Source organism: Propionivibrio dicarboxylicus, from assembly GCF_900099695.1.
GTDB classification, from domain to species: Bacteria; Pseudomonadota; Gammaproteobacteria; order Burkholderiales; family Rhodocyclaceae; genus Propionivibrio; species Propionivibrio dicarboxylicus.
The window spans coordinates 165,252-187,102 of record NZ_FNCY01000002.1; the positions used below are offsets into that span (position 1 = coordinate 165,252).

Here is a 21,851-nt window from a genome sequence, read left to right on the forward strand (position 1 = left end):
TTCTCCGCTTACTCGAACCAGTGCGCACGCGCCGTGGTAATCAGTTGTTTGGCCCGATCGGCGGTGATGCCGGTCATCTCGGTCAGTTCATCGACGGCAAGATCCGCCAGGTCGTCGAGCGTCTTGATCCCGTTCGTCGCCAGCTTTCCGGCCAGTTGTTTGTCCATGCCGTCCATGCCAAGCAGATCGTCGGCGACATCGCCGATCTGCTCTTCGGTGACGATGGCCTCCGTCAGCAGGACGTTGCGGGCCCGCTCACGCAATTCCTGAACCGTCTCTTCGTCGAAGGACTCGATTTCCAGCATTTCATGCAGCGGCACATAGGCGACTTCTTCCAGCGTCGAGAAGCCCTCGGCGATCAGGATGTTCGCCACTTCCTCATCGACGTCCAGTTTTTCCATGAACAGCACGCGGATCGCCGCCGATTCCGCTTCGACCTTGGTGACCGACTCTTCTTCGGTCATCAGGTTGATGGTCCACCCGGTCATCTCCGACGCCAGACGGACATTCTGGCCGCCGCGGCCGATGGCGACGGCGAGGTTGGCCTCGTCGACCACCACGTCCATGCTGTGCTTGTCTTCATCGACGACGACCGAGCTCACGTCGGCCGGCGCCAGCGCGCCAACCACGAATTGCGCGGGATCCGGCGACCAGAGCACGATATCGACGCGTTCGCCGGCCAGTTCGTTGGTTACCGCCGTCACACGCATGCCGCGCATGCCGACGCAGGTACCGATCGGATCGATCCGCTGATCGTTCGACTTGACCGCGATCTTCGCGCGCAGACCGGGGTCGCGCGCCGCCGCCTTGATCTCGAGCAGGCCGTCATCGACTTCCGGCACTTCCATCTCGAACAGCTTGACAATGAATTCCGGCGCCGTCCGCGACAGGATCAACTGCGGGCCGCGTGCCTGGCGATCGACGCGCAGCAAATAGGCCTTGACGCGGTCGCCGATGCGCAGGTTCTCACGCGGGATCATCTGATCGCGCGGCAGGACCGCCTCGATCTTGCCGGCCTCGACGATGGCGTTGCCGCGTTCCATGCGCTTGATCGTCCCGGTAACGAGATGTTCCTTGCGGTCAAGGAAGTCGTTGAGGATCTGATCGCGTTCGGCGTCGCGAATCTTTTGCAGGATGACCTGCTTAGCCGCCTGCGCACCAATTCGTCCGAAATCGATCGGCTCGAGCGCTTCTTCGAGAAAATCGCCGACCTCGACATCGGGATCCTGCTTGCACGCTTCCGACAGGGGGACCGTCAGCGCTTCATTGAGATAGTCGCCGTCGGCGACCACTTCCCAGCGGCGGAAGGATTCGAAATCGCCGGACTCACGATCGACGACGACGCGGACATCCGCCTCGTCGTGGAGGCGCTTCTTGGTCGCCGACGCCAGCGCCAACTCCAGCGCTCCGAAGACGATTTCCTTGGCGACGTTCTTTTCGCGCGCCAACACGTCGACCAACAGCAAAATTTCACGGCTCATACGCTCACTACCCCCTCTTCCGCACTCAGTATTCGCTCGGCACCCTCAGGCACGCCGCGCTCAATCAAATTTCGGCACCAACCGGGCCTTGTCCACATTGGACAACTCCAGCTCAACGTCGCCCGTGTCGATGGTCAGACAGACCTTGCCGTCACGGACGCCCTGCAGAATGCCATTGAAGTTGCGCCGCCCGGCCAGCGGCAGCCGCAACCTGAGATTCACTTCCGACCCCGCAAAACGTTCGAAATCCGCGAGTTTCTTCAGAACCCGATCCAGCCCCGGCGACGACACTTCGAGGCGGTCGTAATCGACGTTCTCGACCGCCAGCACGCGCGTCAGATGGTTGCTGACCGTCGCGCAGTCTTCAACATCGATGCCGCCCTCTTTTTCAGGCTTGTCGATAAACAGACGCAGGACGCGACCGCGCGGGCTTTGTTCAACGTCTACCAGCTCAAATCCCAAGCCGGTCACCGTTTTTTCGAGAAGTTCGTGCAAATCCATGGCCACAAATAAAAAATGGGCAAATGCCCATCCAGAAAAAATGCCCGCAAAGGGCGCTCCGAAAAATCGGACGGATTATACCCGTTATTCTTCGCCCCGACAATGCCAACATGCAATTAAGCTGCTGTTGAAAAAACCCTTTTTTTCGATTTCTGCAATTTTCCATCGGTGCGGCGGCATCAAAACAGCGCCGCACCGAAGCCCGTCGTCAGCGCGGACGTCGCTTCACCGGCGTCCGTTCCGGCGCCTCGAGACCGAACTCGGCCATCAGCTTGGCTACGACCGCGTCATCGAGTTCCTGCACCTGGCCGCGCTTGAGGTTGGGCGGCAGCACGAAAGGACCGTAACGCACACGCATCAACCGGCTGACGGTCACGCCGACGGCCTCGAACATGCGGCGCACCTCGCGGTTGCGTCCCTCGAACAAGGAGACGCGGTACCAGTGATTGGCGCCATCGCCGCCCGCATCCTGAAACGACGAGAACTGCGCCAGCCCGTCCTCGAGTTCGACACCGTCGAGCAGGCGCTTTTGCGCCTCGACGCCGAGATCGCCGAGCACCCGCACCGCGTATTCCCGGACCAGTTGGTAACGCGGATGCATCAAGCGGTTGGCCAACTCGCCCGACGTCGTGAATAGCAGAAGACCGCTGGTATTGAAATCGAGCCGGCCGACCGCTACCCACCGCGCCCCGGAAAGCCGAGGCAGCGACGTAAACACGCTCGGACGGCGATCCGGATCGTCGCGCGAGACGATTTCACCCTCCGGCTTGTGGTACAGGATGACGCGCGGCAGGCGGTTGGAAAACTTCAGATTGACGAGCCGACCGTTGACCTTGACGCGATCGCCGGGACTCGCCGACTGCCCGAGCGTCGCCGTTTCGCCATTCACCGTCACCCGCCCTTCGCCGATCAGTGTCTCCATTTCGCGACGCGAGCCGATCCCGCTTTGCGCCAGCAGCTTCTGCAGGCGCTCGGGCTTGGCCGGCGCCACCATGTGCCGCTCGCGCTTGCCGAGATCGGTGGGTGGACGGCGCGGACGCTCGACTGCCGGCGCAGCATCTTCGGGCGTCGGACGCCCGGCCGGTGCCGGCACGCGCTCGGCGGGGCCGCCACGACGCCCGGTCGTGCGGCGGGAATCGGCCTGAGGCGACCGGAACGGGGTTTTCTTCTGATTATTCGGCATGAACGAGGTCCAGTGTTTGATTCATCATATCGAGTTGCGGAAGCTCGGACACGCTGCGCAAGCCGAGATCGTCGAGGAATTGCCGGGTCGTCGCCAGCAGCGCCGGGCGCCCCGGCGTATCGCGATGCCCGACGACATCGACCCAGCCGCGCTCCTCGAGCGCCTTGATCACCTGCGAAGACACCGTCACACCCCGGATATCCTCGATATCACCGCGGGTTACCGGCTGACGGTAGGCGATGATTGCCAGCGTTTCAAGCACGGCTCGCGAGTACTTGGGCGGCTTTTCCGGATGGAGCTTTTCGAGGTAGGGCATGAACTCGGCCCGAATCCGGAAACGCCAGCCGCTCGCCAGTTGCAGGAGTTCGAGCGGGCGCGTCGCCCATTCGGCGCGCAGTTCGTCGAGCAGCACGCGCAGCGCGTCGCCCGACATTTCGCCGTCGAAAACCCGCCGCAACTCCGACATCGACAAGGGCTGCGTCGAACTCAGCAGCACTGCCTCCAGAATGCGCTTGATTTCGCGGGTGTTGTCCGGGGGATCGGGCGGCGACGGTTCGAGCGCGAATTCGGAAGCATCCGGAATCACCTGCCCGTCCGGCGCGATCATCGCCGCCGGCACCTCAGGCGCCGTCGCTGCGTCCGTCATCGTCTCCGGCGTCTCCACTGTCGGCGGGTTCATCGGGCTCGGCATCGTTTCCGTGGTGTGGTTCGTTTCGTCCATCGGCCAACCTCACATAGATGGGAGCAAAAGCTTGTTCCTGGGTCAATACGAGCAAATGCTCGCGCGCCAGTTCGAGCATGGCGAGAAAATGCACGACGACGACCGGCGCCCCCTTGGCGGCATCGAACATCTGTGTGAATTCGACGAAGCCGCCGTTGTCGCGCAGCAGACGAAGGATTTGCCCCATGTGCTCGCGCACCGACAATTCCTCGCGCTGGATCGTGTGGTGCGTGTGCAGCTTGGCCTGGCGCAGGATCGCATTCCAGGCATCGCGCAAATCCTCGGGCTGGACTTCGGGCAATCGCTGCATCAGCGACTTCTCGACCCAGACCTCGGCCCAGTCGAAATCGCGCTCGGCCTGCGGCAAGTCGTCGATCCGCGCTGCCGCGAGCTTCATCTGCTCGTACTCGATCAGGCGCCGCACGAGTTCGGCGCGCGGGTCCTCGGCCTCGCCATCTTCATCGAGGCGCGGCTTGGGCAACAGCATGCGCGACTTGATCTCGATCAGCATCGCCGCCATGACCAGGTAATCGGCCGCCAGTTCGAGGTTCTGCGAGCGCATCGCCTCGACGTAGGTCAGGTACTGTACGGTCAGCGGCGCCATCGGAATGTCGAGGACATTGACGTTGGCCTTGCGGATCAGATACAGCAATAGGTCGAGCGGCCCTTCGAAAGCGTCGAGCATCACCGCCATCGCGTCGGGCGGGATGTACAGGTCGAGCGGCATCTGCTGCATCGGCTCGCCGTAGATGCGCGCGAGCGGCTCCGCCTCGGTCTCGAGAGACGGGGACGCCTGCGCCTCGGCCACGGCCTCCGCCGTGCCCTCTGCGGGCATCTCCGCTGCGTCGTCCGCCAAAGGCGCGCTGATCGTCGTTTCGCTCATGCGTGGAGTTTAGGCGTAATTGAGGCCCATCGCCGCGCGCACGTCGCGCATCGTCTCGCGCGCCAGCACCCCGGCCTTGCGATTGCCTTCGGCGATGATGTCGCGCACCAGCGCCGGTTGGTCCAGGTATTTCTGCGCCCGTTCCTGCATCGGCGCCTGTTCGCGCAGGATGCCGTCGATCACCGGCTGCTTGCACTCGATACAGCCGATGCCGGCACTGCGGCAGCCCTTCTGCACCCAGCCCTTGCACTCGGCATCGGAATAGACCTGATGCAGTTGCCAGACCGGGCAACGATCGGGTTCGCCCGGATCGGTGCGGCGCACGCGCTGGGTGTCGGTCGGCATGCGCTTGATCTTCTGCGTCACCGACGCCGCATCCTCGCGCAGCGTAATCGTGTTGTTATAGGACTTGGACATCTTCTGGCCATCGAGCCCCGGCATTTTCGAGGCTTCGGTCAGGAGATAGCCCGGTTCGACGAGAATCGTCTTGCCGGTGCCTTCGAGATAGCCGAGCAAGCGCTCGCGGTCGTCGGCCGAGAGTTGCGGCAATTCGGCCAGCAGCGCACGGCCCTTGGCCACCGCCTCCTTGTCGCCGTCCTGCTGGAAGCGCGTGCGCAAATGTTCGAAGGAGCGCTTGTTCTTGCTGCCGAGCCGGGCGACGGCTTCCTTGGCCTTTTCCTCGAAGCCCGGTTCGCGCCCGTACATGTGGTTGAAGCGCCGCGCCAGTTCGCGGGTGAATTCGACGTGCGGAATCTGGTCTTCGCCGACCGGCACCTTGTCGGCCCGGTAAATCAGGATATCGGCGCTCATCAGCAACGGATAGCCGAGGAAGCCATAGGTCGTCAGGTCCTTGCCCGACATCTTTTCCTGCTGATCCTTGTAGGTCGGCACGCGTTCGAGCCAGCCGAGCGGCGTCATCATCGAGCACAGGAGGTGCAGTTCGGCATGCTCGGGCACCTGCGACTGGATGAACAGCGTCGCCTTCTCGGGATCGACACCCGCCGCCAGCCAGTCGATGATCATGTCCCAGGTCGCCTTCTCGATACCCTGCGGATCGTCGTACTGGGTCGTCAGCGCATGCCAGTCGGCGACGAAGAACAGGCAGGGATACTCATGCTGGAGCTTGATCCAGTTTTTCAGCACGCCGTGATAGTGGCCGAGATGCAGGCTGCCCGTGGGGCGCATGCCGGAGAGGACGCGTTCTGCGAACATGGTGTCGGTTCGTTTCAGTTGAGTTGGAAGAGGGAAAGAATAGTCTGCTTGAGCAGCGAAACCAAGGGCCAGACGGTGACGTCGAGCACATTGAAATACATCAGCGCGAGTAGGATGAAGAAGCCCCAGCGCTCAAGGCGGGCGAAGCGGATCGCCAGCGACCACGGCAGCAGGCTGACAGCAATGCGACCGCCGTCGAGCGGCGGTAGCGGAATCAGGTTGAGCGCCATCAGCGCCAGATTGATGCCGATACCGACCTGGCACATCAGCGCCAGCGGATAGCTGAATTGATTGACCGGAATCAGGGTATCGACCTTGAGCAGCGCCGCCCAGCCGAGCGCCATGACGAGATTGACCGCTGGCCCGGCCGCCGCGACCCAGAGCATGTCGCGCTTCGGATGGCGCAGCCGGCTGAAATCGACCGGCACCGGCTTGGCCCAGCCGAACAGGAAGGGACTATTGACGAGATAGAGCAGGATCGGCAGCAGGATCGTCCCGAACAATTCAACGTGGCGCAAGGGATTCAGGCTGATGCGCCCGGCCAGCCAGGCGGTCGGATCGCCAAAATAACGCGCGGCATAACCGTGCGCCGCTTCGTGCAGCGTGATGGCCAGCACCACCGGTAGCGCGGCGATCGACAGCGTCTGGATGATCGAGGCGAACTCCATGCTCACTCCAGGCCGAAAGGTTCGAGCGCCCCGCGCCCGGCCCGCACCAGCTGCGGCGGCAGGCTGGTCAGATCGACGACCGTCGTCGGCTCGGTACCGCACCAGCCGCCATCGAGAATCAGGTCGACATGATCGTCGAGCCGGTCCTGGATCTCCCAGCCTTCGGTCAAGGGCGCTTCGTCCCCCGGCAGCATCAGCGTCGAGGTCAGGATCGGTTCGTCGAACACCTCGAGCAGCGCCAGCACGGCCTTGTGATCCGGGATACGCAAACCGATCGTCTTGCGCTTCGGATGCAGCACCCGGCGCGGCAACTCGTGCGTCCCTTCGAGAATGAACACATAACTGCCCGGCGTCGTCGCCTTGAGCAGGCGGTACTGGGCATTATCGACGCGCGCGAACTGGGCGATCTGCGAGAGATCGCGACACATCAGTGTCAGGTGGTGCCGGTCGTCGAGCGCGCGGATGCGGCGAATGCGTTCCATCGCGTCCTTGTCGCCAACGCGGCAACCGAGCGAATAACAGGAATCGGTCGGTATCGCGATGACGCCGCCCGCCTGCAAGACCTCCGCCGCCTGCGCCAGGAAACGCGGCTGCGGATCTTCCGGATGAATCGACAGATAACGTGCCATGTCAGAAAGACTCCCACACGGGCGTCAAGCCCTCGGGCAGGCTGGCCACCCGACCGAGATCGGCATAGCTCTCGTCCGGCCCGTGAAAATCGGACCCGCTGGTCGCCATGAAGCCATATTCGCGGGCGATGCGGCTGTAGGTGCCGACATCGTCGACCGAATGACTGCCGGACACGACCTCGATAGCCTGTCCGCCGCATTGTTTGAATTCGTCCAGCAGCTTGCGCATCTCGCCGCGCGAGAACGCATAGCGGGCCGGGTGTGCGACGGCGGCAATGCCGCCGGCACCGACGATCCAGCCGACGGCTTCGGCCACCGTCGGCCAGCGATGTTCGACATAACCGGGTTTGCCCGGCACCAGATAGGAATCGAAGACGCTGCGAACATCCTTGCAGACACCGGTAGCCGCCAAATGGCGCGCGAAATGCGCGCGGCTGATCAGCTTGGGATTCTCGGCAAAGCGCATGGCGCCCTCGAAGCACCCGGCAATCCCGATTTTTTCAAGCGACTCGGACATGCTCCGGGCACGCACCAGGCGTCCGCTGTGGATCGATGCCAGCCCCCCGGTCAGCGCCGCGTCGTCGGCATCGAAACGATAACCGAGCAAATGCACCTGCGCGCCGCCCCATTCGATCGAGATCTCGACGCCATTGACGAAGCGCATGCCGACCGTCTCAGCCTCCTGACGCGCCCGCGCCAGTCCGCTGACACCGTCGTGGTCGGTCAGCGACAGCAACGAGACGCCGTTGCCGGCGGCGCGGCGCACCAGCGCCTCGGGCGACAACAAACCGTCCGATACGGTGGAATGACAATGAAGATCAACGATGAGCTGCACCAGGAATCGCCGGAAAATTAAACCCTCGATGATAGCACAGACCCCTCTCCGAACACGCCGCACACTGCCCGGCGACGGGGCGACGACGCGCCTGCCGGCGAGCACTGGCGGCTAGCGTCACGAAAGTTTCCTTCGGCAAGGAAGAGCGGAAACGGGTCGGCCGACCCAAACGCAGGATGCCGATCTCAGCGTCGCGAAGACCGGCCGGCACGCCCCTATCCGGGAAGAATCACTGCGGATAGCGAACGAGCTGTCGCTCGCCGGCGCGCTCCGAAAAACGGTTCATCGCCGTCAGGCGTTCCTGCTCCAGTTGAAAGGGCCGTCCGCCATACACCGACGCCGACAGCCAGGCAATTTCCTCGTCGAAAACCGCCTTCCGGATCGCCTTGGCCCAGACTTTCTTGTCCGGATTCCAGCGATAGCCGCGTTGTCTGAGTACATCCTTCGATTCAAACGGCGAGCCCAGCGCGGAAATCCGGATCTCCGCCTCACGGGCATTGACCAGCAAGGCCTGCATGGCCTTCGTCCCGGACGTCGGCAAGTCCGCCTGCAGCACTTCGAGCAAGGCCTGGCAATCGATCGAAGCCCGGTGGCCGGTGAAGTGGAAGCCGCAGCGATAGGCGAGAAACTCGAGCTTGGCCGAAGAGATACCTTCATCGCTCCACGGCACCTGCTGGAACGAACACGCCCAGGCCTTAGTGGCAAAGACCGGCCAGCGTTTTTCGACGAAGGGCCGGTCGAAGCCGGCATTGTGCGCGACGACGAGCGCGACCGGCGCCAGCAGGCGGGCGACTTCGTCATCGTCGATACGCTTGCCGGCCACCATCTCGTCGGTGATGTGGTGGATCTGCGTCGACGCCGGCGGAATCGGCATGCCGGGATCCTCAAGCTGATTGAAGACCTGCAGCACGCGATACGCCTGGCCGGTATCGGGCGCGATCTCGACGAGCACCATGCCAAGTTCGATTACCTTGTCGGCCTGCTGATCAGTGCCGGTGGTTTCGGTATCGAGAATGGCGACCGTGACGAGTTTCTCCGGGCGCTCGCCGACAGCGAAGGACTCACGCGCAACGAGTGGTCGGATGAGGCGATAATCGGCACCGCCAAGCCAGCGCGAAATCGTTTCGATCTGGTCGGGCGTCGGCGGATTCGCAAGGTCGATGACAGGCATGGGGAATCAAGACGATGTAATAACAATACGTCATGGTACCCATTTGTCCTTGCCAGCGCACGCCAGCACCGAAAAACGAAGAAGCGAAGTAGATACGCACGCCATTCGGGACGCCGACAGCCCGGCTTGCACGGCAAAATACAGCCCGTGCAATTACGAACGCTTACATACCGGCCACGATAAATGTGATAAACAGGTAGTTTGCGACGACCAGAGCGCTTCACATCGAATTCAACATCAGGGGGTGTTCACAATCAACCGCTGGATTGCGTTGCACCCTGCGCTGGAACGGCTGCAAGGCGCGTGTCGCAGCGAAGGGTCACTCCCTTCGCAAGACACGCAACGCCGCAGACGACCGGCGCAGGGGCAACCCGAAGGGCAAGGGATTGGCAGGGTGCATCGCGTTGTTGCCGGATGCTTGCATGGATGGCCATGCGGCGCATCCGACGCCTAGCGCTGCGCCCTGCCAGTCCCTTGCGCAACCAACGCTTGATTGTGAACACCCCCTAGAAAAATAGGTTGGTCATGCACGACACAACGGCATCCCTGAGCAAATGCCTTGCCTCTCTCCTGATCCTCAGCCTGTGCGGCTGTGCCGCGGTCGGCCCCGACTATGTCGCCCCGACGCTCAGCGGCAAGGAGGTCCCGGACCAATGGACCTCACGTACCGACGTCCCGCCGGCAACGGAAACGTCGCCCACGGCAAAACCCGAACAGGTGCCGCAATGGTGGGGCGAACTTTCCGACCCGGTGCTTGACCAGCTCGTTACCGAAGCCTTCACCAACAACCCGACGATCGAGGCGGCCATCGCCCGCCTGCGGCAATCGCGCGCGGCCTATACCCAGAGTGCGGCCGCGGGATCGCCCGCGGCCAGCGCCGGCGCGTCGAGCCAACGGGCGACGGATTCGTCGGGCACGCTGGCGACCGAATCCTGGCTATCGATGAATGCCTCCTGGGAACTCGATTTCTTCGGCTCGGTGCGCCGCGCCAAGGAAGGTGCCCTGGCCCGCGAAGGCGTCCAGCTGGCGACGCTGGCCGATGTCCGGGTCAGCCTCTCGGCCGACGTGGCCGATGCCTACCTGAGTCACCGCGCCTGCCAGTCGCGCCTCGAACTGACCGAACAGGACCTAGTTTCGCGCGAAGCCACGGAAAAACTCACGGCCGACAGCATCAGCGCCGGCTTTACCGCGCCCTACCAGGGCATTCGCAGCACGGCCTCGGTGGCCGAGGCCAAGACCCAGGTAGCGGCAACGCGTTCCCAGTGCGAACAGATCGAGAACCTGCTGACGCGGCTGACCGGCATGGCGCGGCCGGGATTGATGAAACTGCTGGCCGAGCGACCGACCGGACTCGCCCGGTTGCCGGTGCCGAAACACTTCAGCATCGCCATTCCGCGCGATGCCCTGATGCAGCGGCCGGACATCCGCGCCGCCGAGCGTGCCGTCGCCGCGGCCTCGGCCGACATCGGCCTGGCCGAGGCTGACCGCTATCCGCGCATCGCCCTCAACGGCACCCTCGGGTATGCCGCGAACAGCACCAGCGGCAGCGGCGCGTTGTCGTTCGGCACCTGGTCCTTCGGCCCCTCGATCAGCCTGCCGATTTTCGACGGCGGCCGCCGCAAGGCCGCGGTGGAGATCGCCAGGAGCAAATACGACGAGTCGCTGGCGAACTACAAATCGACGACACGGCGGGCGATCCAGGAAGTCGAGGACGCGCTGACCCGTTATGCTGCCACGCACGAACGCGCCGAAAACGCGCGACAGTCGGCGGACCAGTACCAACACTTTTTCGACGCAGTCGAACTCCGCTACCGCGAAGGTGCCAACAACCTGCTCGAACTCGAGGACGCCCGGCGCGCCATGCTGACAGCGCAAAAGACGCTGCTTGGCGTCCAGCACGAGCGCCTGCAGGCCTGGATCGCGCTCAACCGGGCCACTGGCGGTGCCGCCCAATTCGACCCGGACGCCGCGACGCCGGGCCCTCTTTCCGACAAGCGATGAATATTGACCGGACCCCGATTTATGCGCTCACCTGAACACAGCGACCTGACTTTCCGATTTGCCCGACGCGCCGCACTCCTGATCGCCCTCGCCTCTGCCCTGATCAGCGGCGTGGTGGCGCAGACGCATCCCCCCGCCGAAGCGCCGGCGAAAAGCGCCGTCCCGGAACGCAGCAACAAGGAATCGACGACGCCCCCGAGCAGCAGTGCCGAACCGGTCATCCCGCAGGTAGCGATCGTCCGCCCCAAGCAGCAGAGCTGGCCGGCGGCGGTCGACGCTCAGGGCAACATCCAGCCCTGGCAGGAAATTCATATCAGCGCAGAAGTCGATGGCCTGCGCGTCAACAGCGTGCTCGCCAGTCTGGGCGACGTCGTCAAGAAAGGCCAGGTGCTGGCCCGCCTCAATTCGGCCTCGGTCGAAGCCGAACTCGATTCGGCGACGGCGCAGCTCAACGAAGCCAAAGCCGCGCAAGCGCAAGCCGCCTCGACGCTCGAACGCGCCACCCGGCTGGCGCCTTCGGGCGGCATCAGCAAGCAGGAACTGACGCTCTACGAAACGCAAAAACGCACGGCCGACGCACGTTATTCGGCCGCGCTCGCCCTCGTCAAAAAGCAGCAGCTCCGGCTCGAACAGGCGACGATCGGCGCTCCCGATGACGGCGTGATTTCGTCGCGCACGGTCGTCGAAGGCGCCATCGTCCAGACCGGCAACGAACTCTTCCGGATGATCCGGCAAGGCCGCCTGCAATGGCGCGCCGAAGTCCCCGGCGACCTCCTGCTGAGGGTCGCACCGGGACAAGAGGTACTGGTCAAGAGCCCGCTCGGCGAAGCCATCAAGGGCCGCGTTCGCCAGGTATCCCCGACCATCGACGTCGCCACCCAGAAGGGCGCGGTCTTCGTCGACCTCCCGACCGACAGCAACCTCAAGGCGGGACTGTCCGTGAGCGGCACATTGAATGCCGGAAAACGCCAGGTGCTGGCGCTGCCGGCCTCGGTCATTCGCAGCCGCAACGGGGTCGAGACCGTGCTGACGGTAAATCAGGACAACAGGATCGAGATCGTCGAAATCAAGACCGGCGAACGCCGCGACAAGTTCGTCGAAGTCCTCTCGCCGCTGGACGAAAAGACACGCGTGCTTGCCGACAAGATCGACACACTGACGCCCGGAGACAGCGTCAGTATCCTGCCACGGGCCGCAGCCCCGGCTGCCCCCGCCATCCCCGCTCCGACGCCCGCCAACTGACCGTCCCGCCCGGCGCGGGACCGCAGGACGGCGCGTACCCCGACCCAGCCCGGCGACGCCAACCTGTCATTGGAAAGTCGCCGAAATCCATCTACCATCGGGAGTGGATCCGGCCGACGCCTCTCGCATCACCCTCCGCCGTTCGCCGACGTCCGGATACGCCGCACAACCAGAAGAAGGGGGTCACATGGCACTCGTTCTCTCCGCAACGCAAGGGCACACCGGCATCATCACGCTCAACCACAGTGAAAAGCGCAACGCCCTGAGCGAAGCGCTGGTCCACGAACTGATCGGAGTGCTCGACGACTTCCGGCATCGGGAAATCCGCGCCGTCATCCTGCGCGCCCAGCCCGGCATCAAGGTCTGGTCGGCCGGACACGACGTTAACGAACTGCCCGGTCGCGGCCGCGACCCGCTCGGCTGGAATGACCCCTTGCGCATCCTGATCCGCACCCTCCAGGAATACCCGGCACCGATCATCGGACTGATCGAGGGCAGCGTCTGGGGCGGCGCCTGCGAGGTCGCGATGGCCTGCGACATCCTCGTCATCACGCCCGACGTCAGCTTCGCCATCACCCCGGCCAAGATGGGCGTACCCTACAACATCGGCGGCCTGCTGACGCTGCTCAACATGATCCCGCTGCCGATCGTCAAGGAAATGCTGTTCACCGCCGAACCCTTGCCGTCCGACCAGGCCTTCAATCTCGGCATCGTCAATTACGTCAAACCCGCCGACGAAATCGAGGCCTTCGTCGGCAACATCGCCGACCGCATCGCACTCAACTCGCCGCTCAGCATCGGCGTCATGAAGGATGCATTACGCCTGCTGTCGAGCGCGCACGCAGTCAGTCCGGAACTCTTCGAGCGCATCCAGGGCATGCGCCGGATCGTCTATGACAGCGAGGATTATCAGGAAGGCATCCGCGCCTTCCGCGAGAAGCGCAAGCCCAAGTTCCCGGGCAAGTGAGGGATCGGGTCGGTCGCTTGCCATCGGCCATCGATTGCGTCACACTGGCCCTTGTCCGCATGACTGACGCGAATCAGGGGAGGCGACACCCCGAGGGAGTGCGGACCTGGGTGAAAACCCGGTAAAGCCGCGCGTCTGGGCGTATTCCTGCTGGCCGACAGCAGGGAGCGCCCACCGGTTCTCCCCGTTGCGACCAGCCCAACACGTTTGTGGAGGTCGCCATGCAACAATCATCGCAGTCCATTCAATCCGCATTTCCCCTGCTCTCCTCGTCCGATCCGCAACTCGCCGCGCTGCTCGTCGATGAAGAACATCGTCAACGCGACAAGATCCGCCTGATCGCCTCGGAAAACTACGTTTCCGGCGCCGTACGCGAAGCCTGTGCCTCGGTCATCACCAACCAGTATTCGGAAGGCTATCCCGGGGCCCGCTATTACGAAGGCCAGCAGATCGTCGACCAGGTCGAACGTCTCGCGATCGACCGCGCCAAGGCGCTGTTCGGCGCCGAGCACGTCAATGTCCAGCCGCACTCCGGCTCGCCCGCCAACCTCGCCGTCTACCTCGCCTTTCTCAAGCCCGGCGACACCGTGCTGGCGATGCAACTCGCCCATGGCGGCCACCTGACGCACGGCTCGAAAGCCTCGATCACCGGCAAACACTGGAACGTCGTGCATTACGGCCTCGACCCGCAGACGCGGCGGCTCGACACCACGGCGATCCGCGAACTGGCGCTGCAACATCGGCCGAAACTGCTGATCGCCGGCCACTCCGCCTATCCGCGCCTGCTCGATTTCGCCGCTTTCCGGGCGATTGCCGACGAGGTCGGCGCCCTCCTGATGGTCGACATGGCCCATTTCGCCGGCCTCGTCGCCGGCGGCGCCCATCCCTCGCCGGTTCCCTATGCCGATGTAGTCACGACGACGACGCACAAATCCTTGCGCGGTCCGCGCGGCGCCATGATCCTGTGCCGCGCCGAACATGCGGCAAAGATCGACAAGGCGGTGTTTCCCGGCCTGCAGGGCGGTCCGCACAACGCCATCACCGCGGCGATCGCGGCGACGCTGAACGAAGCCCTGCGCCCCGAGTTTGCCACCTATGCGGCGCAGTGCGTGACCAATGCCCGTGCGCTCGCCGACGAACTCATGTCAAACGGATTCGAACTGGTCACCGGCGGCACCGACAACCACCTGATCCTGATCGACCTGCGCAACAAGGGCATCGGCGGCAAACCGCTGGCGGCGGCGCTCGACCGCGCCGGCCTCGTCACCAATTACAACGCGGCCCCCTGGGATGACCAGCCACCGCAGAATCCGTCAGGATTGCGCCTCGGCTCGCCGTCGATGACGACACGCGGATTCGGCGAAACGGAATTCCGGCAGATCGCCCGATGGCTCGCCCGCGTGGTCGACTCCGGACTCGATGAAAGTGTCATCACGACGGTGGCAGCGGAAACCGGCGCGCTCTGCCGACGGTTTCCACTTCCCTGAGTTGCGGCCACACTGACTGTTTTCCAGTCAAAATGAGATAAGCGTCAGCGAAACCGGCTCACGTCACAACGGGCTGGTTTCGGCGAACTTCAGCGCCGAATCGACGAAGTGGAACAGAACCGTCGGGGGGAACCAGCCAGACGCCGGGCGCAGGACTTTCTTGACCGACTGGTCGAGCTGCAGTTCGATCCGGTACGAGGCCGGGAAAGTTGTGTCCCAGCGCGGAAGAACCTTCTTGAGATAGTCGAGTTGCAGGCTTTCGTCGCGAATGACGCCCATGGTTTCGAGCAGGCTCAGCTTCGGCCAGTGCTCGCCGCCCGGACGCCCGTAGGAAACGATGCTGAGAAAACGGTTGAAACTGCGGTAAAACTTGTCACTCGGTTCGACGAGCTTGCCATTCGAATAAATGGCATCCATGAAATAGGTCACCGTGTGGTTCTTCGGCGCCCGCTTGGCCCACTGGTAGAGGATGTCGTGCAAGGACGCCGACATGCAGGCTTCGAGATGCCCGCCGACGATATAAAGATGATCGGCCGACAGATCGAAGCTGATCTCGCCACCGGCGGAGGAGACCCAGTAGTCCGGGTTGCAGTCCTCCATGAAATAGAATTTTTCCGGCGACTCATCGACGAGATAGATCACCGGTATCCGTTTCGACTTGGCAAAACGAACGGCCTCGTCCACGCCCCGTTTCGTCGAATACCGCGCGTCATAGGTCGACGTCTCATGCACGACGATCATCACCGAATCGCCCTGGATATGGATATGGGACGGCACGGTCGTCCGGGCCTCCTGGCACGCCCAGGACAACGAGAACCAAAACACGCCGAGCACGACGACCCAGAAATTCCTGACGGTCATGGCGATTTGATCAGAAAAATGTAATGACGGGATTATGAGCACGGCAAAACAAGGCCGTAGCAACGGAAATAATTTGAAATGACTTTTTCCTCCCGGGCGATTTTCGGCGCTGGCTTGCCGTCACCGCCCCCCTCGCGTTATAGTTCGGCCGCGAACGGGAGAGAGCGGAAAGAGCGATCCCCGCCGCCGAAGGCGCAATCCACCCGAAAACGCTCAGGCAAAAGGACCGTTCGTGCAATGAACTCTGGAGAGCGGCGCCCGGCAGTTGCACGGAGCGCCCACCGATGGGGCAACACGGCACCGCCTGCGGGCCGTGATAATCTCTCAGGTACCAAGGACAGGGGGGTGAACTCGAGACGAGTTCGCCCTTTTTTTGTTTCCGAAATTCAACGCCTTTTCCAAGGACTTGAAATGACACAGAAAACTGTCCTCAACGAAACCCATCGCCGGCTTGGCGCCCGCATGGTCGATTTCGGCGGCTGGGACATGCCGCTTCACTACGGTTCGCAGATTGAGGAGCACCACGCCGTGCGCCGCGACTGCGGCATGTTCGACGTCTCGCACATGTGCGCCGTCGATATTGCCGGCGCCGACGCAAAAGCCTTCCTGCTGCGCCTCATCGCCAACAATGTCGACAAGCTCAAGGAACCCGGCAAGGCCCTCTACAGCGCCATGCTCAACGAATCCGGCGGCGTCGTCGACGACCTGATCGTTTATTTCGTCGCCGACGGCCAGTACCGCATGGTCATCAACGCCGGCACCGCCGAAAAGGATCTCGCCTGGATGGCTGCCCGCCTCGCCGACTGGCAGCTCGATGTCGCCGTCGTGGCGCGCCGCGACCTGGCGATCATCGCCCTGCAGGGCCCGAACGCCAAGGCGCGTGTCTGGCAGGTCCGGCCCGACGCGCGTGCCGCCACCGAAGCGCTGAAGCCCTTCTACTCGGTCAGTGTCGGCGACTGCTTCATCGCCACGACAGGCTATACCGGCGAAACCGGTTTCGAGATCACGCTGCCGGCCAGCCAGGCCGAAACGTTCTGGCAGCAATTGCTCGATGCCGGCGTCGCGCCGATCGGCCTCGGCGCCCGCGACACCCTGCGCCTTGAAGCCGGCATGAACCTCTACGGCCAGGACATGGATGAATCCGTGTCACCGCTCGACGCCGGCCTCGCTTGGACCGTCGATCTCGACAGCCCGCGCGATTTCGTCGGTAAACCGGCGCTGCTCGCCCAGCCGCAGCAGAAACAGTTTCTCGGTCTGGTACTGCTCGACAAGGGCGTGCTGCGCGCCCACCAGAAGGTCGTCACCGCGCAGGGCGACGGCGAGATCACCAGCGGCAGCTTCTCGCCTTCGCTGCAACAGTCCGTTGCACTGGCGCGCTTGCCGCTCGCCACCGCCATCGGCGACACCGTCCAGGTCGATATCCGCGGCAAGCTGCTCGCCGCCAAGGTCGTCAAACCCTGTTTTGTCCGCAACGGCAAAGCCCTCGTCTAAACCACCGATCCCCAGGAGTTCCGCATGAACATTCCCGCCAACCTGAAGTACACCAAGAGCCACGAATGGGTGCGCGTCGAATCCGACGGCACGGTCACCGTCGGCATCACCGACCACGCCCAGGAACTGCTCGGCGACCTCGTCTTCGTCGAACTGCCGGATATCGGAAAAACGCTGGCGGCCGAACAGGAAGCCGCGATCGTCGAATCGGTCAAGGCCGCCTCCGACGTCTACGCGCCAATCGCCGGCACGGTGATCGAGGTCAACGGCGCCGTCCCCGACGCGCCCGAGAGCGTCAACCAGGATGCCTACGCCGCCTGGCTGTTCAAGCTGAAGCCGGCCAACGCCGCCGATGTCGATGCCCTGCTCGACGCCGCTGCCTACGCCGCCTGCGCCGACGAATAATCCGGCCGATTTCCGTCGATTTCTGTCGCACCGGCGCAAGCCGGTGCATGGCGATTTGAGGCCCCGGATTCCGGCCGTCGCCGCCATGACACTTTCTTCGCCCCGCCACCCTCTTTGCGCTTTTTGACGCTTCCGCCATGCCCACAATGCCACCGCTCTCCGCGCTCGAGCAGCGCGACGAATTCATCGCCCGTCATATCGGCCCGTCGCCCGACGACATCCCGGCCATGCTGGCGGCCATCGGCGCACCCGACCTCGAGACGCTGATCGACGAAACCGTTCCGGCCGCCATCCGGCTGCCGGCGCCCTTGCCGCTCGCCGAGCCGCGCCCTGAAGCCGAGGCGCTGGCGGCACTGAAGGCGATGGCGCGCAAGAACAAGCTGTACAAGTCGCTGATCGGCATGGGCTATGCCGACACGCGGACGCCGACCGTCATCCTGCGCAACGTGCTCGAGAATCCGGGCTGGTACACGGCCTATACGCCCTACCAGGCAGAAATCGCCCAGGGGCGCCTGGAAGCGCTGCTCAACTACCAGCAGATGGTCATCGACCTGACCGGCCTCGAACTCGCCAACGCCTCGCTGCTCGACGAAGCCACCGCCGCCGCCGAGGCGATGACGATGGCACGGCGCATCAGCAAGTCGGCGTCGAACCGTTTCTTCGTCGATGCCGGCTGCTTCCCGCAGACGATCGACGTGCTCAAGACGCGTGCCGGCTACTTCGGTTTCGAACTCGTCTTCGGCGCGCCCGAGGAAGCCGCCGACGAAGCGGTCTTCGGCGCCCTCTTCCAGTATCCGAACGACTCCGGCGAAGTCATCGACCTCAGCGAGCCGATCGCCGCGGTCAAGGCGCAGGGCGGCGTTACCGCCGTCGCCGCCGACCTGTTGGCGCTGGTGCTGCTCAAGTCGCCGGGCGAAATGGGCGCCGACATCGCGCTCGGCTCGACCCAGCGCTTCGGCATCCCGATGGGATTCGGCGGTCCGCACGCCGCCTTCTTCGCCACGCGCGACGAACACAAGCGCTCGGTCCCCGGCCGCATCATCGGCGTCACGGTCGATGCGCGCGGCAAGCGCGCGCTGCGGATGGCGCTGCAGACACGCGAACAGCATATCCGGCGCGAGAAAGCCAACTCCAACATCTGCACCTCGCAGGTGCTGCTCGCCAACATGGCCGGCATGTACGCCGTCTATCACGGACCGCAGGGGCTGCGCACGATCGCCGAACGCATCCACCGTTTCACCCAGCTGTTCGTCACCGCGGCGACACATGCCGGCGTCGACGTGCTGACGACGCATGCTTTCGACACCGTCTGGGTCGACCTCGGCAGCCACGCACCGCTCGTCTATGAAGGCGCGCTGGCGGCCGGCTACACCCTGCGCCGCGTCGCCGACGGTGTGCTCGGCTTCGCCTTCAACGAGACGACGACGCGCGATGACGTCGCCGCGATGATCACGCTGGTCGTCGGTTTCCCGCCCAACCTCGACGCCATCGACGCACGCCTCGCCGAGGGCGAAGCGCTGCTGCCAGACGCCCTGCGCCGCCAGGATGCGATCCTGACGCATCCGGTCTTCAACCGCTACCACACCGAGCACGAGATGCTGCGCTACCTGAAGCGCCTGCAGAACAAGGATCTGGCGCTCGATCACTCGATGATCTCGCTCGGTTCGTGCACGATGAAGCTCAACGCGACAAGCGAGATGATTCCGATCTCCTGGCCGGAATTCGCCCAGATGCATCCGTTCGCGCCGCTCGACCAGGCGCGCGGCTACATGGAGATGATCGGTACGCTCGAAAACTGGCTTAAGACGATCACCGGCTTCGATGCCATCAGCCTGCAGTCGAACTCGGGCGCCCAGGGCGAATATGCCGGCATCGTCGCCATCCGCCGCTATCACGAGAGCCGCGGCCAAGGTCACCGCAACATCTGCCTGATCCCGCGCTCCGCGCACGGCACCAACCCGGCGACGGCGCAGATGTGCGGGCTCGAGATCGTCGTCGTCAATTGCGATGACAATGGCAACGTCGATGTCGCCGACCTGACGGCCAAGGCGGCGCAGCATGCCGACACGCTCGCCTGCCTGATGATCACCTATCCGTCGACGCACGGCGTCTTCGAGGAAGCGATCGGCGACATCTGCGCGATCATTCACGCCCACGGCGGTCAGGTCTACATGGACGGCGCCAACCTCAACGCCCAGGTCGGTCTCACCTCGCCCGGCCACATCGGCGCCGACGTCAGCCACATGAACCTGCACAAGACTTTCGCCATTCCGCACGGCGGCGGCGGCCCCGGCATGGGTCCGATCGGTCTCAAGGCGCATCTCGCACCGTTCATGGCCAACCACGCCGTGCAGCCGATCGACGGACCGCACGAAGGACAGAGCGCGGTGTCGGCGGCCCCCTGGGGCTCGGCCTCGATCCTGCCGATCTCGTGGATGTACATCGCCATGCTCGGCGGACGCGGTCTCACGCGCGCCACCGAAGTCGCCATCCTCAATGCCAACTACATTGCCGCGCGACTGAAGCCGCACTACCCGGTGCTCTACACCGGCAGCCAGGGCCGCGTCGCGCACGAGTGCATCCTCGACATCCGCCCGATCAAGGCGGCCACCGGAATCGCCGAGATCGACATCGCCAAGCGCCTGATGGACTACGGTTTCCACGCGCCGACAGTCAGTTTCCCGGTCGCCGGCACGATCATGGTTGAACCGACCGAATCGGAATCGAAGGCCGAACTCGACCGCTTCATCGCGGCGATGATCTCGATCCGCGAGGAAATCCGGAAAATCGAGCAAGGCTTGTGGCCGGCGGGGAACAATCCGCTCAAGCACGCGCCGCACACGCAGGCCGACATCGTCGCCGACTGGGACCGCCCCTACAGCCGCGAAGAGGCGGTTTTCCCGCTGGCGTTCGTGCGCGACAACAAGTTCTGGCCGAGCGTCAACCGCATCGACGACGTCTACGGCGATCGCAACCTGTTCTGCGCCTGCACGCCGATGGAGGACCTCGGCTAGCGCTGAAACACGAAGGCCCCCGTCGTCAGGCGAGGGCCTTCGGCATCAAGGCGCCGCGATCCGGGCCAGCGCCGCGCGGATCGATTCGGCGTCGTGCGGACGCACGAGGCGCTCGACTTCCTTGCCGTCGCGCAAAAAAATCAGGCTCGGCCAGAGCTTGACCGTGAACGAGCGGCCGAGAGGCCGTCCCTTGCCGTCCTCGACGCGGATATGGCGAACGCCCGGAAACCCGGTAAACGCCTCGGCAATCAGCGGCTGAGCCGCCTGGCAGTGCTCGCACCACGGCGCGCCAAACTCGAGCAGCGTCGCGCCGGCCAGGGCGTCGATCTCGCTACGTACCGGCTCGACGGCCACAAATGTCGCATTCAGTCCCATCGCATTCCTTTCGTTTCAACAACGCGCACCATGACGGTCGCAAAACCACATTATATCGGCGTCGAAACCACACCTTAAGCGAAACGCCGGCAAAAGGGGCTAGCGGACGGACCGCGATGCTATACTCGTCGGCAGTTTCCTTGCACCGGCGGATCGCCAATGCCGGTCGTAGATAAAGAGGGATACCCATGAACGCCCCCACCGCCTCTCTCATCCTCACCGCCATCGGCGACGACCGCCCCGGCCTCGTGGAATCCCTGGCCGCGACAATCTCCCGTCATGACGGCAACTGGCTGGAATCGTCGATGTCGCATCTGGCGGGAAAATTCGCCGGCATCGTCAACATTGCCTTGCCGGCCGACCGGATCGACGGTCTCAAGGCCGACCTTGCCACGCTGCAGGGGCTTCGGGTCACGGCGGAAATCTCCGATGCCGCAGCGAAAGAAAGCGGCCAGCGCAAGCTCAAGCTCTCGCTTGTCGGCCACGACCGGATCGGCATCGTCAAGGAGGTCTCGCAAGTACTGGCGCGACAAGCGATCAACGTCGAGTCGCTGACCACCTTCACCTCGAGCGCCGCGATGTCGGCCAGCACGCTGTTCCACGCCGTCGCCGAACTCACCGCGGCGCCTTCGCTCGACGCGCGGGCGCTCAAGCACGAACTCGAAACGCTTTCGAACGACCTCATGGTCGATATCACGCTCGACGAAACCATCAACTGACAGCG

General features: G+C 63.9%; 20 protein-coding genes and 3 riboswitches. Of the genes, 8 read left to right on the forward strand and 12 right to left on the reverse strand.

The window, feature by feature from the left end; all coding sequences use genetic code 11:
* Positions 1 to 8 precede the first annotated feature (8 nt).
* From nusA to BLR25_RS04425, 10 genes are all read right to left on the reverse strand, one after another.
* Positions 9 to 1,481 carry a transcription termination factor NusA gene (nusA, locus tag BLR25_RS04380; protein ID WP_091934198.1) on the reverse strand — a complete coding sequence of 491 codons (1,473 nt, stop codon included), beginning with the start codon at positions 1,479 to 1,481 and terminating at the stop codon, positions 9 to 11.
* Between the two features lie 60 nt (positions 1,482 to 1,541).
* Positions 1,542 to 1,982: a ribosome maturation factor RimP gene (gene rimP, locus BLR25_RS04385; protein WP_091934202.1), complete on the reverse strand. Its 441-nt coding sequence runs from the start codon at positions 1,980 to 1,982 to the stop codon at positions 1,542 to 1,544.
* Positions 1,983 to 2,190: 208 nt separating this feature from the next.
* The gene (rluB, locus tag BLR25_RS04390; protein WP_091934205.1) at positions 2,191 to 3,165 is read right to left on the reverse strand and encodes a 23S rRNA pseudouridine(2605) synthase RluB; all 975 of its coding nucleotides are present in this window, start codon (positions 3,163 to 3,165) and stop codon (positions 2,191 to 2,193) included.
* On the reverse strand, positions 3,155 to 3,631 hold the full coding sequence (scpB, locus tag BLR25_RS04395) for an SMC-Scp complex subunit ScpB (protein ID WP_245715476.1): 477 nt from the start codon (positions 3,629 to 3,631) through the stop codon (positions 3,155 to 3,157). The genes rluB and scpB (BLR25_RS04395) overlap by 11 nt, the downstream gene beginning before the upstream one ends.
* A gap of 154 nt (positions 3,632 to 3,785) precedes the next feature.
* On the reverse strand, positions 3,786 to 4,769 hold the full coding sequence (locus BLR25_RS04400; protein WP_245715468.1) for a segregation and condensation protein A: 984 nt from the start codon (positions 4,767 to 4,769) through the stop codon (positions 3,786 to 3,788).
* A gap of 9 nt (positions 4,770 to 4,778) precedes the next feature.
* Positions 4,779 to 5,981, reverse strand: a complete 1,203-nt coding sequence (locus tag BLR25_RS04405; RefSeq protein ID WP_091934208.1) for a tryptophan--tRNA ligase — start codon at positions 5,979 to 5,981, stop codon at positions 4,779 to 4,781.
* A 14-nt stretch (positions 5,982 to 5,995) separates the two neighbouring features.
* Positions 5,996 to 6,649 carry a site-2 protease family protein gene (locus BLR25_RS04410; RefSeq protein WP_091934211.1) on the reverse strand — a complete coding sequence of 218 codons (654 nt, stop codon included), beginning with the start codon at positions 6,647 to 6,649 and terminating at the stop codon, positions 5,996 to 5,998.
* Positions 6,650 to 6,651: 2 nt separating this feature from the next.
* Positions 6,652 to 7,278 (reverse strand): L-threonylcarbamoyladenylate synthase, encoded by a 627-nt coding sequence (locus BLR25_RS04415; protein ID WP_091934214.1) that lies wholly within the window; start codon positions 7,276 to 7,278, stop codon positions 6,652 to 6,654.
* Between the two features lies 1 nt (position 7,279).
* Complete coding sequence (locus tag BLR25_RS04420) at positions 7,280 to 8,113, reverse strand: 3',5'-nucleoside bisphosphate phosphatase (protein ID WP_218122625.1); 834 nt, start codon at positions 8,111 to 8,113, stop codon at positions 7,280 to 7,282.
* A 229-nt stretch (positions 8,114 to 8,342) separates the two neighbouring features.
* A complete protein-coding gene (locus BLR25_RS04425) occupies positions 8,343 to 9,284 on the reverse strand; it encodes a 3'-5' exonuclease (RefSeq protein WP_091934217.1) in 942 nt (313 codons plus the stop codon).
* A gap of 525 nt (positions 9,285 to 9,809) precedes the next feature.
* Between BLR25_RS04425 and BLR25_RS04430 the strand changes: the two genes are divergently transcribed.
* From BLR25_RS04430 to BLR25_RS04445, 4 genes are all read left to right on the forward strand, one after another.
* Positions 9,810 to 11,285: an efflux transporter outer membrane subunit gene (locus tag BLR25_RS04430; RefSeq protein ID WP_091934220.1), complete on the forward strand. Its 1,476-nt coding sequence runs from the start codon at positions 9,810 to 9,812 to the stop codon at positions 11,283 to 11,285.
* 21 nt (positions 11,286 to 11,306) lie between these two features.
* Positions 11,307 to 12,527, forward strand: a complete 1,221-nt coding sequence (locus BLR25_RS04435) for an efflux RND transporter periplasmic adaptor subunit (RefSeq protein ID WP_091934223.1) — start codon at positions 11,307 to 11,309, stop codon at positions 12,525 to 12,527.
* Positions 12,528 to 12,714: 187 nt separating this feature from the next.
* Positions 12,715 to 13,494 (forward strand): methylmalonyl-CoA decarboxylase, encoded by a 780-nt coding sequence (gene scpB, locus BLR25_RS04440; protein WP_091934228.1) that lies wholly within the window; start codon positions 12,715 to 12,717, stop codon positions 13,492 to 13,494.
* Between the two features lie 49 nt (positions 13,495 to 13,543).
* Positions 13,544 to 13,642, forward strand: a riboswitch (ZMP/ZTP riboswitch).
* A 73-nt stretch (positions 13,643 to 13,715) separates the two neighbouring features.
* Positions 13,716 to 14,981 carry a serine hydroxymethyltransferase gene (locus tag BLR25_RS04445; protein WP_091934730.1) on the forward strand — a complete coding sequence of 422 codons (1,266 nt, stop codon included), beginning with the start codon at positions 13,716 to 13,718 and terminating at the stop codon, positions 14,979 to 14,981.
* Positions 14,982 to 15,044: 63 nt separating this feature from the next.
* On the opposite strand, the gene BLR25_RS04450 is transcribed toward BLR25_RS04445, so the two are convergent.
* Positions 15,045 to 15,842 carry a hypothetical protein gene (locus tag BLR25_RS04450; protein WP_091934233.1) on the reverse strand — a complete coding sequence of 266 codons (798 nt, stop codon included), beginning with the start codon at positions 15,840 to 15,842 and terminating at the stop codon, positions 15,045 to 15,047.
* A gap of 145 nt (positions 15,843 to 15,987) precedes the next feature.
* Positions 15,988 to 16,081: riboswitch (glycine riboswitch) on the forward strand.
* A 3-nt stretch (positions 16,082 to 16,084) separates the two neighbouring features.
* A riboswitch (glycine riboswitch) is annotated at positions 16,085 to 16,185 on the forward strand.
* A gap of 68 nt (positions 16,186 to 16,253) precedes the next feature.
* Here BLR25_RS04450 and gcvT point away from each other — a divergent pair.
* The 3 genes from gcvT (at position 16,254) to gcvP (ending at position 20,752) form a co-directional block, all read left to right on the forward strand.
* The gene (gene gcvT / locus BLR25_RS04455; RefSeq protein WP_091934236.1) at positions 16,254 to 17,333 is read left to right on the forward strand and encodes a glycine cleavage system aminomethyltransferase GcvT; all 1,080 of its coding nucleotides are present in this window, start codon (positions 16,254 to 16,256) and stop codon (positions 17,331 to 17,333) included.
* A gap of 24 nt (positions 17,334 to 17,357) precedes the next feature.
* Entirely contained in the window at positions 17,358 to 17,738 is a 381-nt protein-coding gene (gcvH, locus tag BLR25_RS04460; protein WP_091934240.1) for a glycine cleavage system protein GcvH, read from the forward strand.
* Between the two features lie 137 nt (positions 17,739 to 17,875).
* A complete protein-coding gene (gene gcvP, locus BLR25_RS04465; protein WP_091934243.1) occupies positions 17,876 to 20,752 on the forward strand; it encodes an aminomethyl-transferring glycine dehydrogenase in 2,877 nt (958 codons plus the stop codon).
* 45 nt (positions 20,753 to 20,797) lie between these two features.
* Here gcvP and BLR25_RS04470 read toward each other — a convergent pair whose 3' ends face one another.
* Positions 20,798 to 21,127, reverse strand: coding sequence for a thioredoxin family protein (locus tag BLR25_RS04470; protein ID WP_091934247.1), 330 nt, complete (start codon positions 21,125 to 21,127; stop codon positions 20,798 to 20,800).
* A gap of 188 nt (positions 21,128 to 21,315) precedes the next feature.
* Between BLR25_RS04470 and BLR25_RS04475 the strand changes: the two genes are divergently transcribed.
* The gene (locus BLR25_RS04475; RefSeq protein WP_091934253.1) at positions 21,316 to 21,846 is read left to right on the forward strand and encodes a glycine cleavage system transcriptional repressor; all 531 of its coding nucleotides are present in this window, start codon (positions 21,316 to 21,318) and stop codon (positions 21,844 to 21,846) included.
* The last annotated feature ends 5 nt before the right edge of the window (positions 21,847 to 21,851 follow it).

Bases quoted from the DNA above. Each gene is read 5' to 3' on its own strand.
- nusA (WP_091934198.1), bottom strand. From the start codon at position 1,481: ATGAGCCGTGAAATTTTGCTGTTGGTCGACGTGTTGGCGCGCGAAAAG.
- rimP (WP_091934202.1), bottom strand. From the start codon at position 1,982: ATGGATTTGCACGAACTTCTCGAAAAAACGGTGACCGGCTTGGGATTT.
- rluB (WP_091934205.1), bottom strand. From the start codon at position 3,165: ATGCCGAATAATCAGAAGAAAACCCCGTTCCGGTCGCCTCAGGCCGAT.
- scpB (WP_245715476.1), bottom strand. From the start codon at position 3,631: ATGTCGGAGTTGCGGCGGGTTTTCGACGGCGAAATGTCGGGCGACGCG.
- BLR25_RS04400 (WP_245715468.1), bottom strand. From the start codon at position 4,769: ATGAGCGAAACGACGATCAGCGCGCCTTTGGCGGACGACGCAGCGGAG.
- BLR25_RS04405 (WP_091934208.1), bottom strand. From the start codon at position 5,981: ATGTTCGCAGAACGCGTCCTCTCCGGCATGCGCCCCACGGGCAGCCTG.
- BLR25_RS04410 (WP_091934211.1), bottom strand. From the start codon at position 6,649: ATGGAGTTCGCCTCGATCATCCAGACGCTGTCGATCGCCGCGCTACCG.
- BLR25_RS04415 (WP_091934214.1), bottom strand. From the start codon at position 7,278: ATGGCACGTTATCTGTCGATTCATCCGGAAGATCCGCAGCCGCGTTTC.
- BLR25_RS04425 (WP_091934217.1), bottom strand. From the start codon at position 9,284: ATGCCTGTCATCGACCTTGCGAATCCGCCGACGCCCGACCAGATCGAA.
- BLR25_RS04430 (WP_091934220.1), top strand. From the start codon at position 9,810: ATGCACGACACAACGGCATCCCTGAGCAAATGCCTTGCCTCTCTCCTG.
- BLR25_RS04435 (WP_091934223.1), top strand. From the start codon at position 11,307: ATGCGCTCACCTGAACACAGCGACCTGACTTTCCGATTTGCCCGACGC.
- scpB (WP_091934228.1), top strand. From the start codon at position 12,715: ATGGCACTCGTTCTCTCCGCAACGCAAGGGCACACCGGCATCATCACG.
- BLR25_RS04445 (WP_091934730.1), top strand. From the start codon at position 13,716: ATGCAACAATCATCGCAGTCCATTCAATCCGCATTTCCCCTGCTCTCC.
- BLR25_RS04450 (WP_091934233.1), bottom strand. From the start codon at position 15,842: ATGACCGTCAGGAATTTCTGGGTCGTCGTGCTCGGCGTGTTTTGGTTC.
- gcvT (WP_091934236.1), top strand. From the start codon at position 16,254: ATGACACAGAAAACTGTCCTCAACGAAACCCATCGCCGGCTTGGCGCC.
- gcvH (WP_091934240.1), top strand. From the start codon at position 17,358: ATGAACATTCCCGCCAACCTGAAGTACACCAAGAGCCACGAATGGGTG.
- gcvP (WP_091934243.1), top strand. From the start codon at position 17,876: ATGCCCACAATGCCACCGCTCTCCGCGCTCGAGCAGCGCGACGAATTC.
- BLR25_RS04470 (WP_091934247.1), bottom strand. From the start codon at position 21,127: ATGGGACTGAATGCGACATTTGTGGCCGTCGAGCCGGTACGTAGCGAG.
- BLR25_RS04475 (WP_091934253.1), top strand. From the start codon at position 21,316: ATGAACGCCCCCACCGCCTCTCTCATCCTCACCGCCATCGGCGACGAC.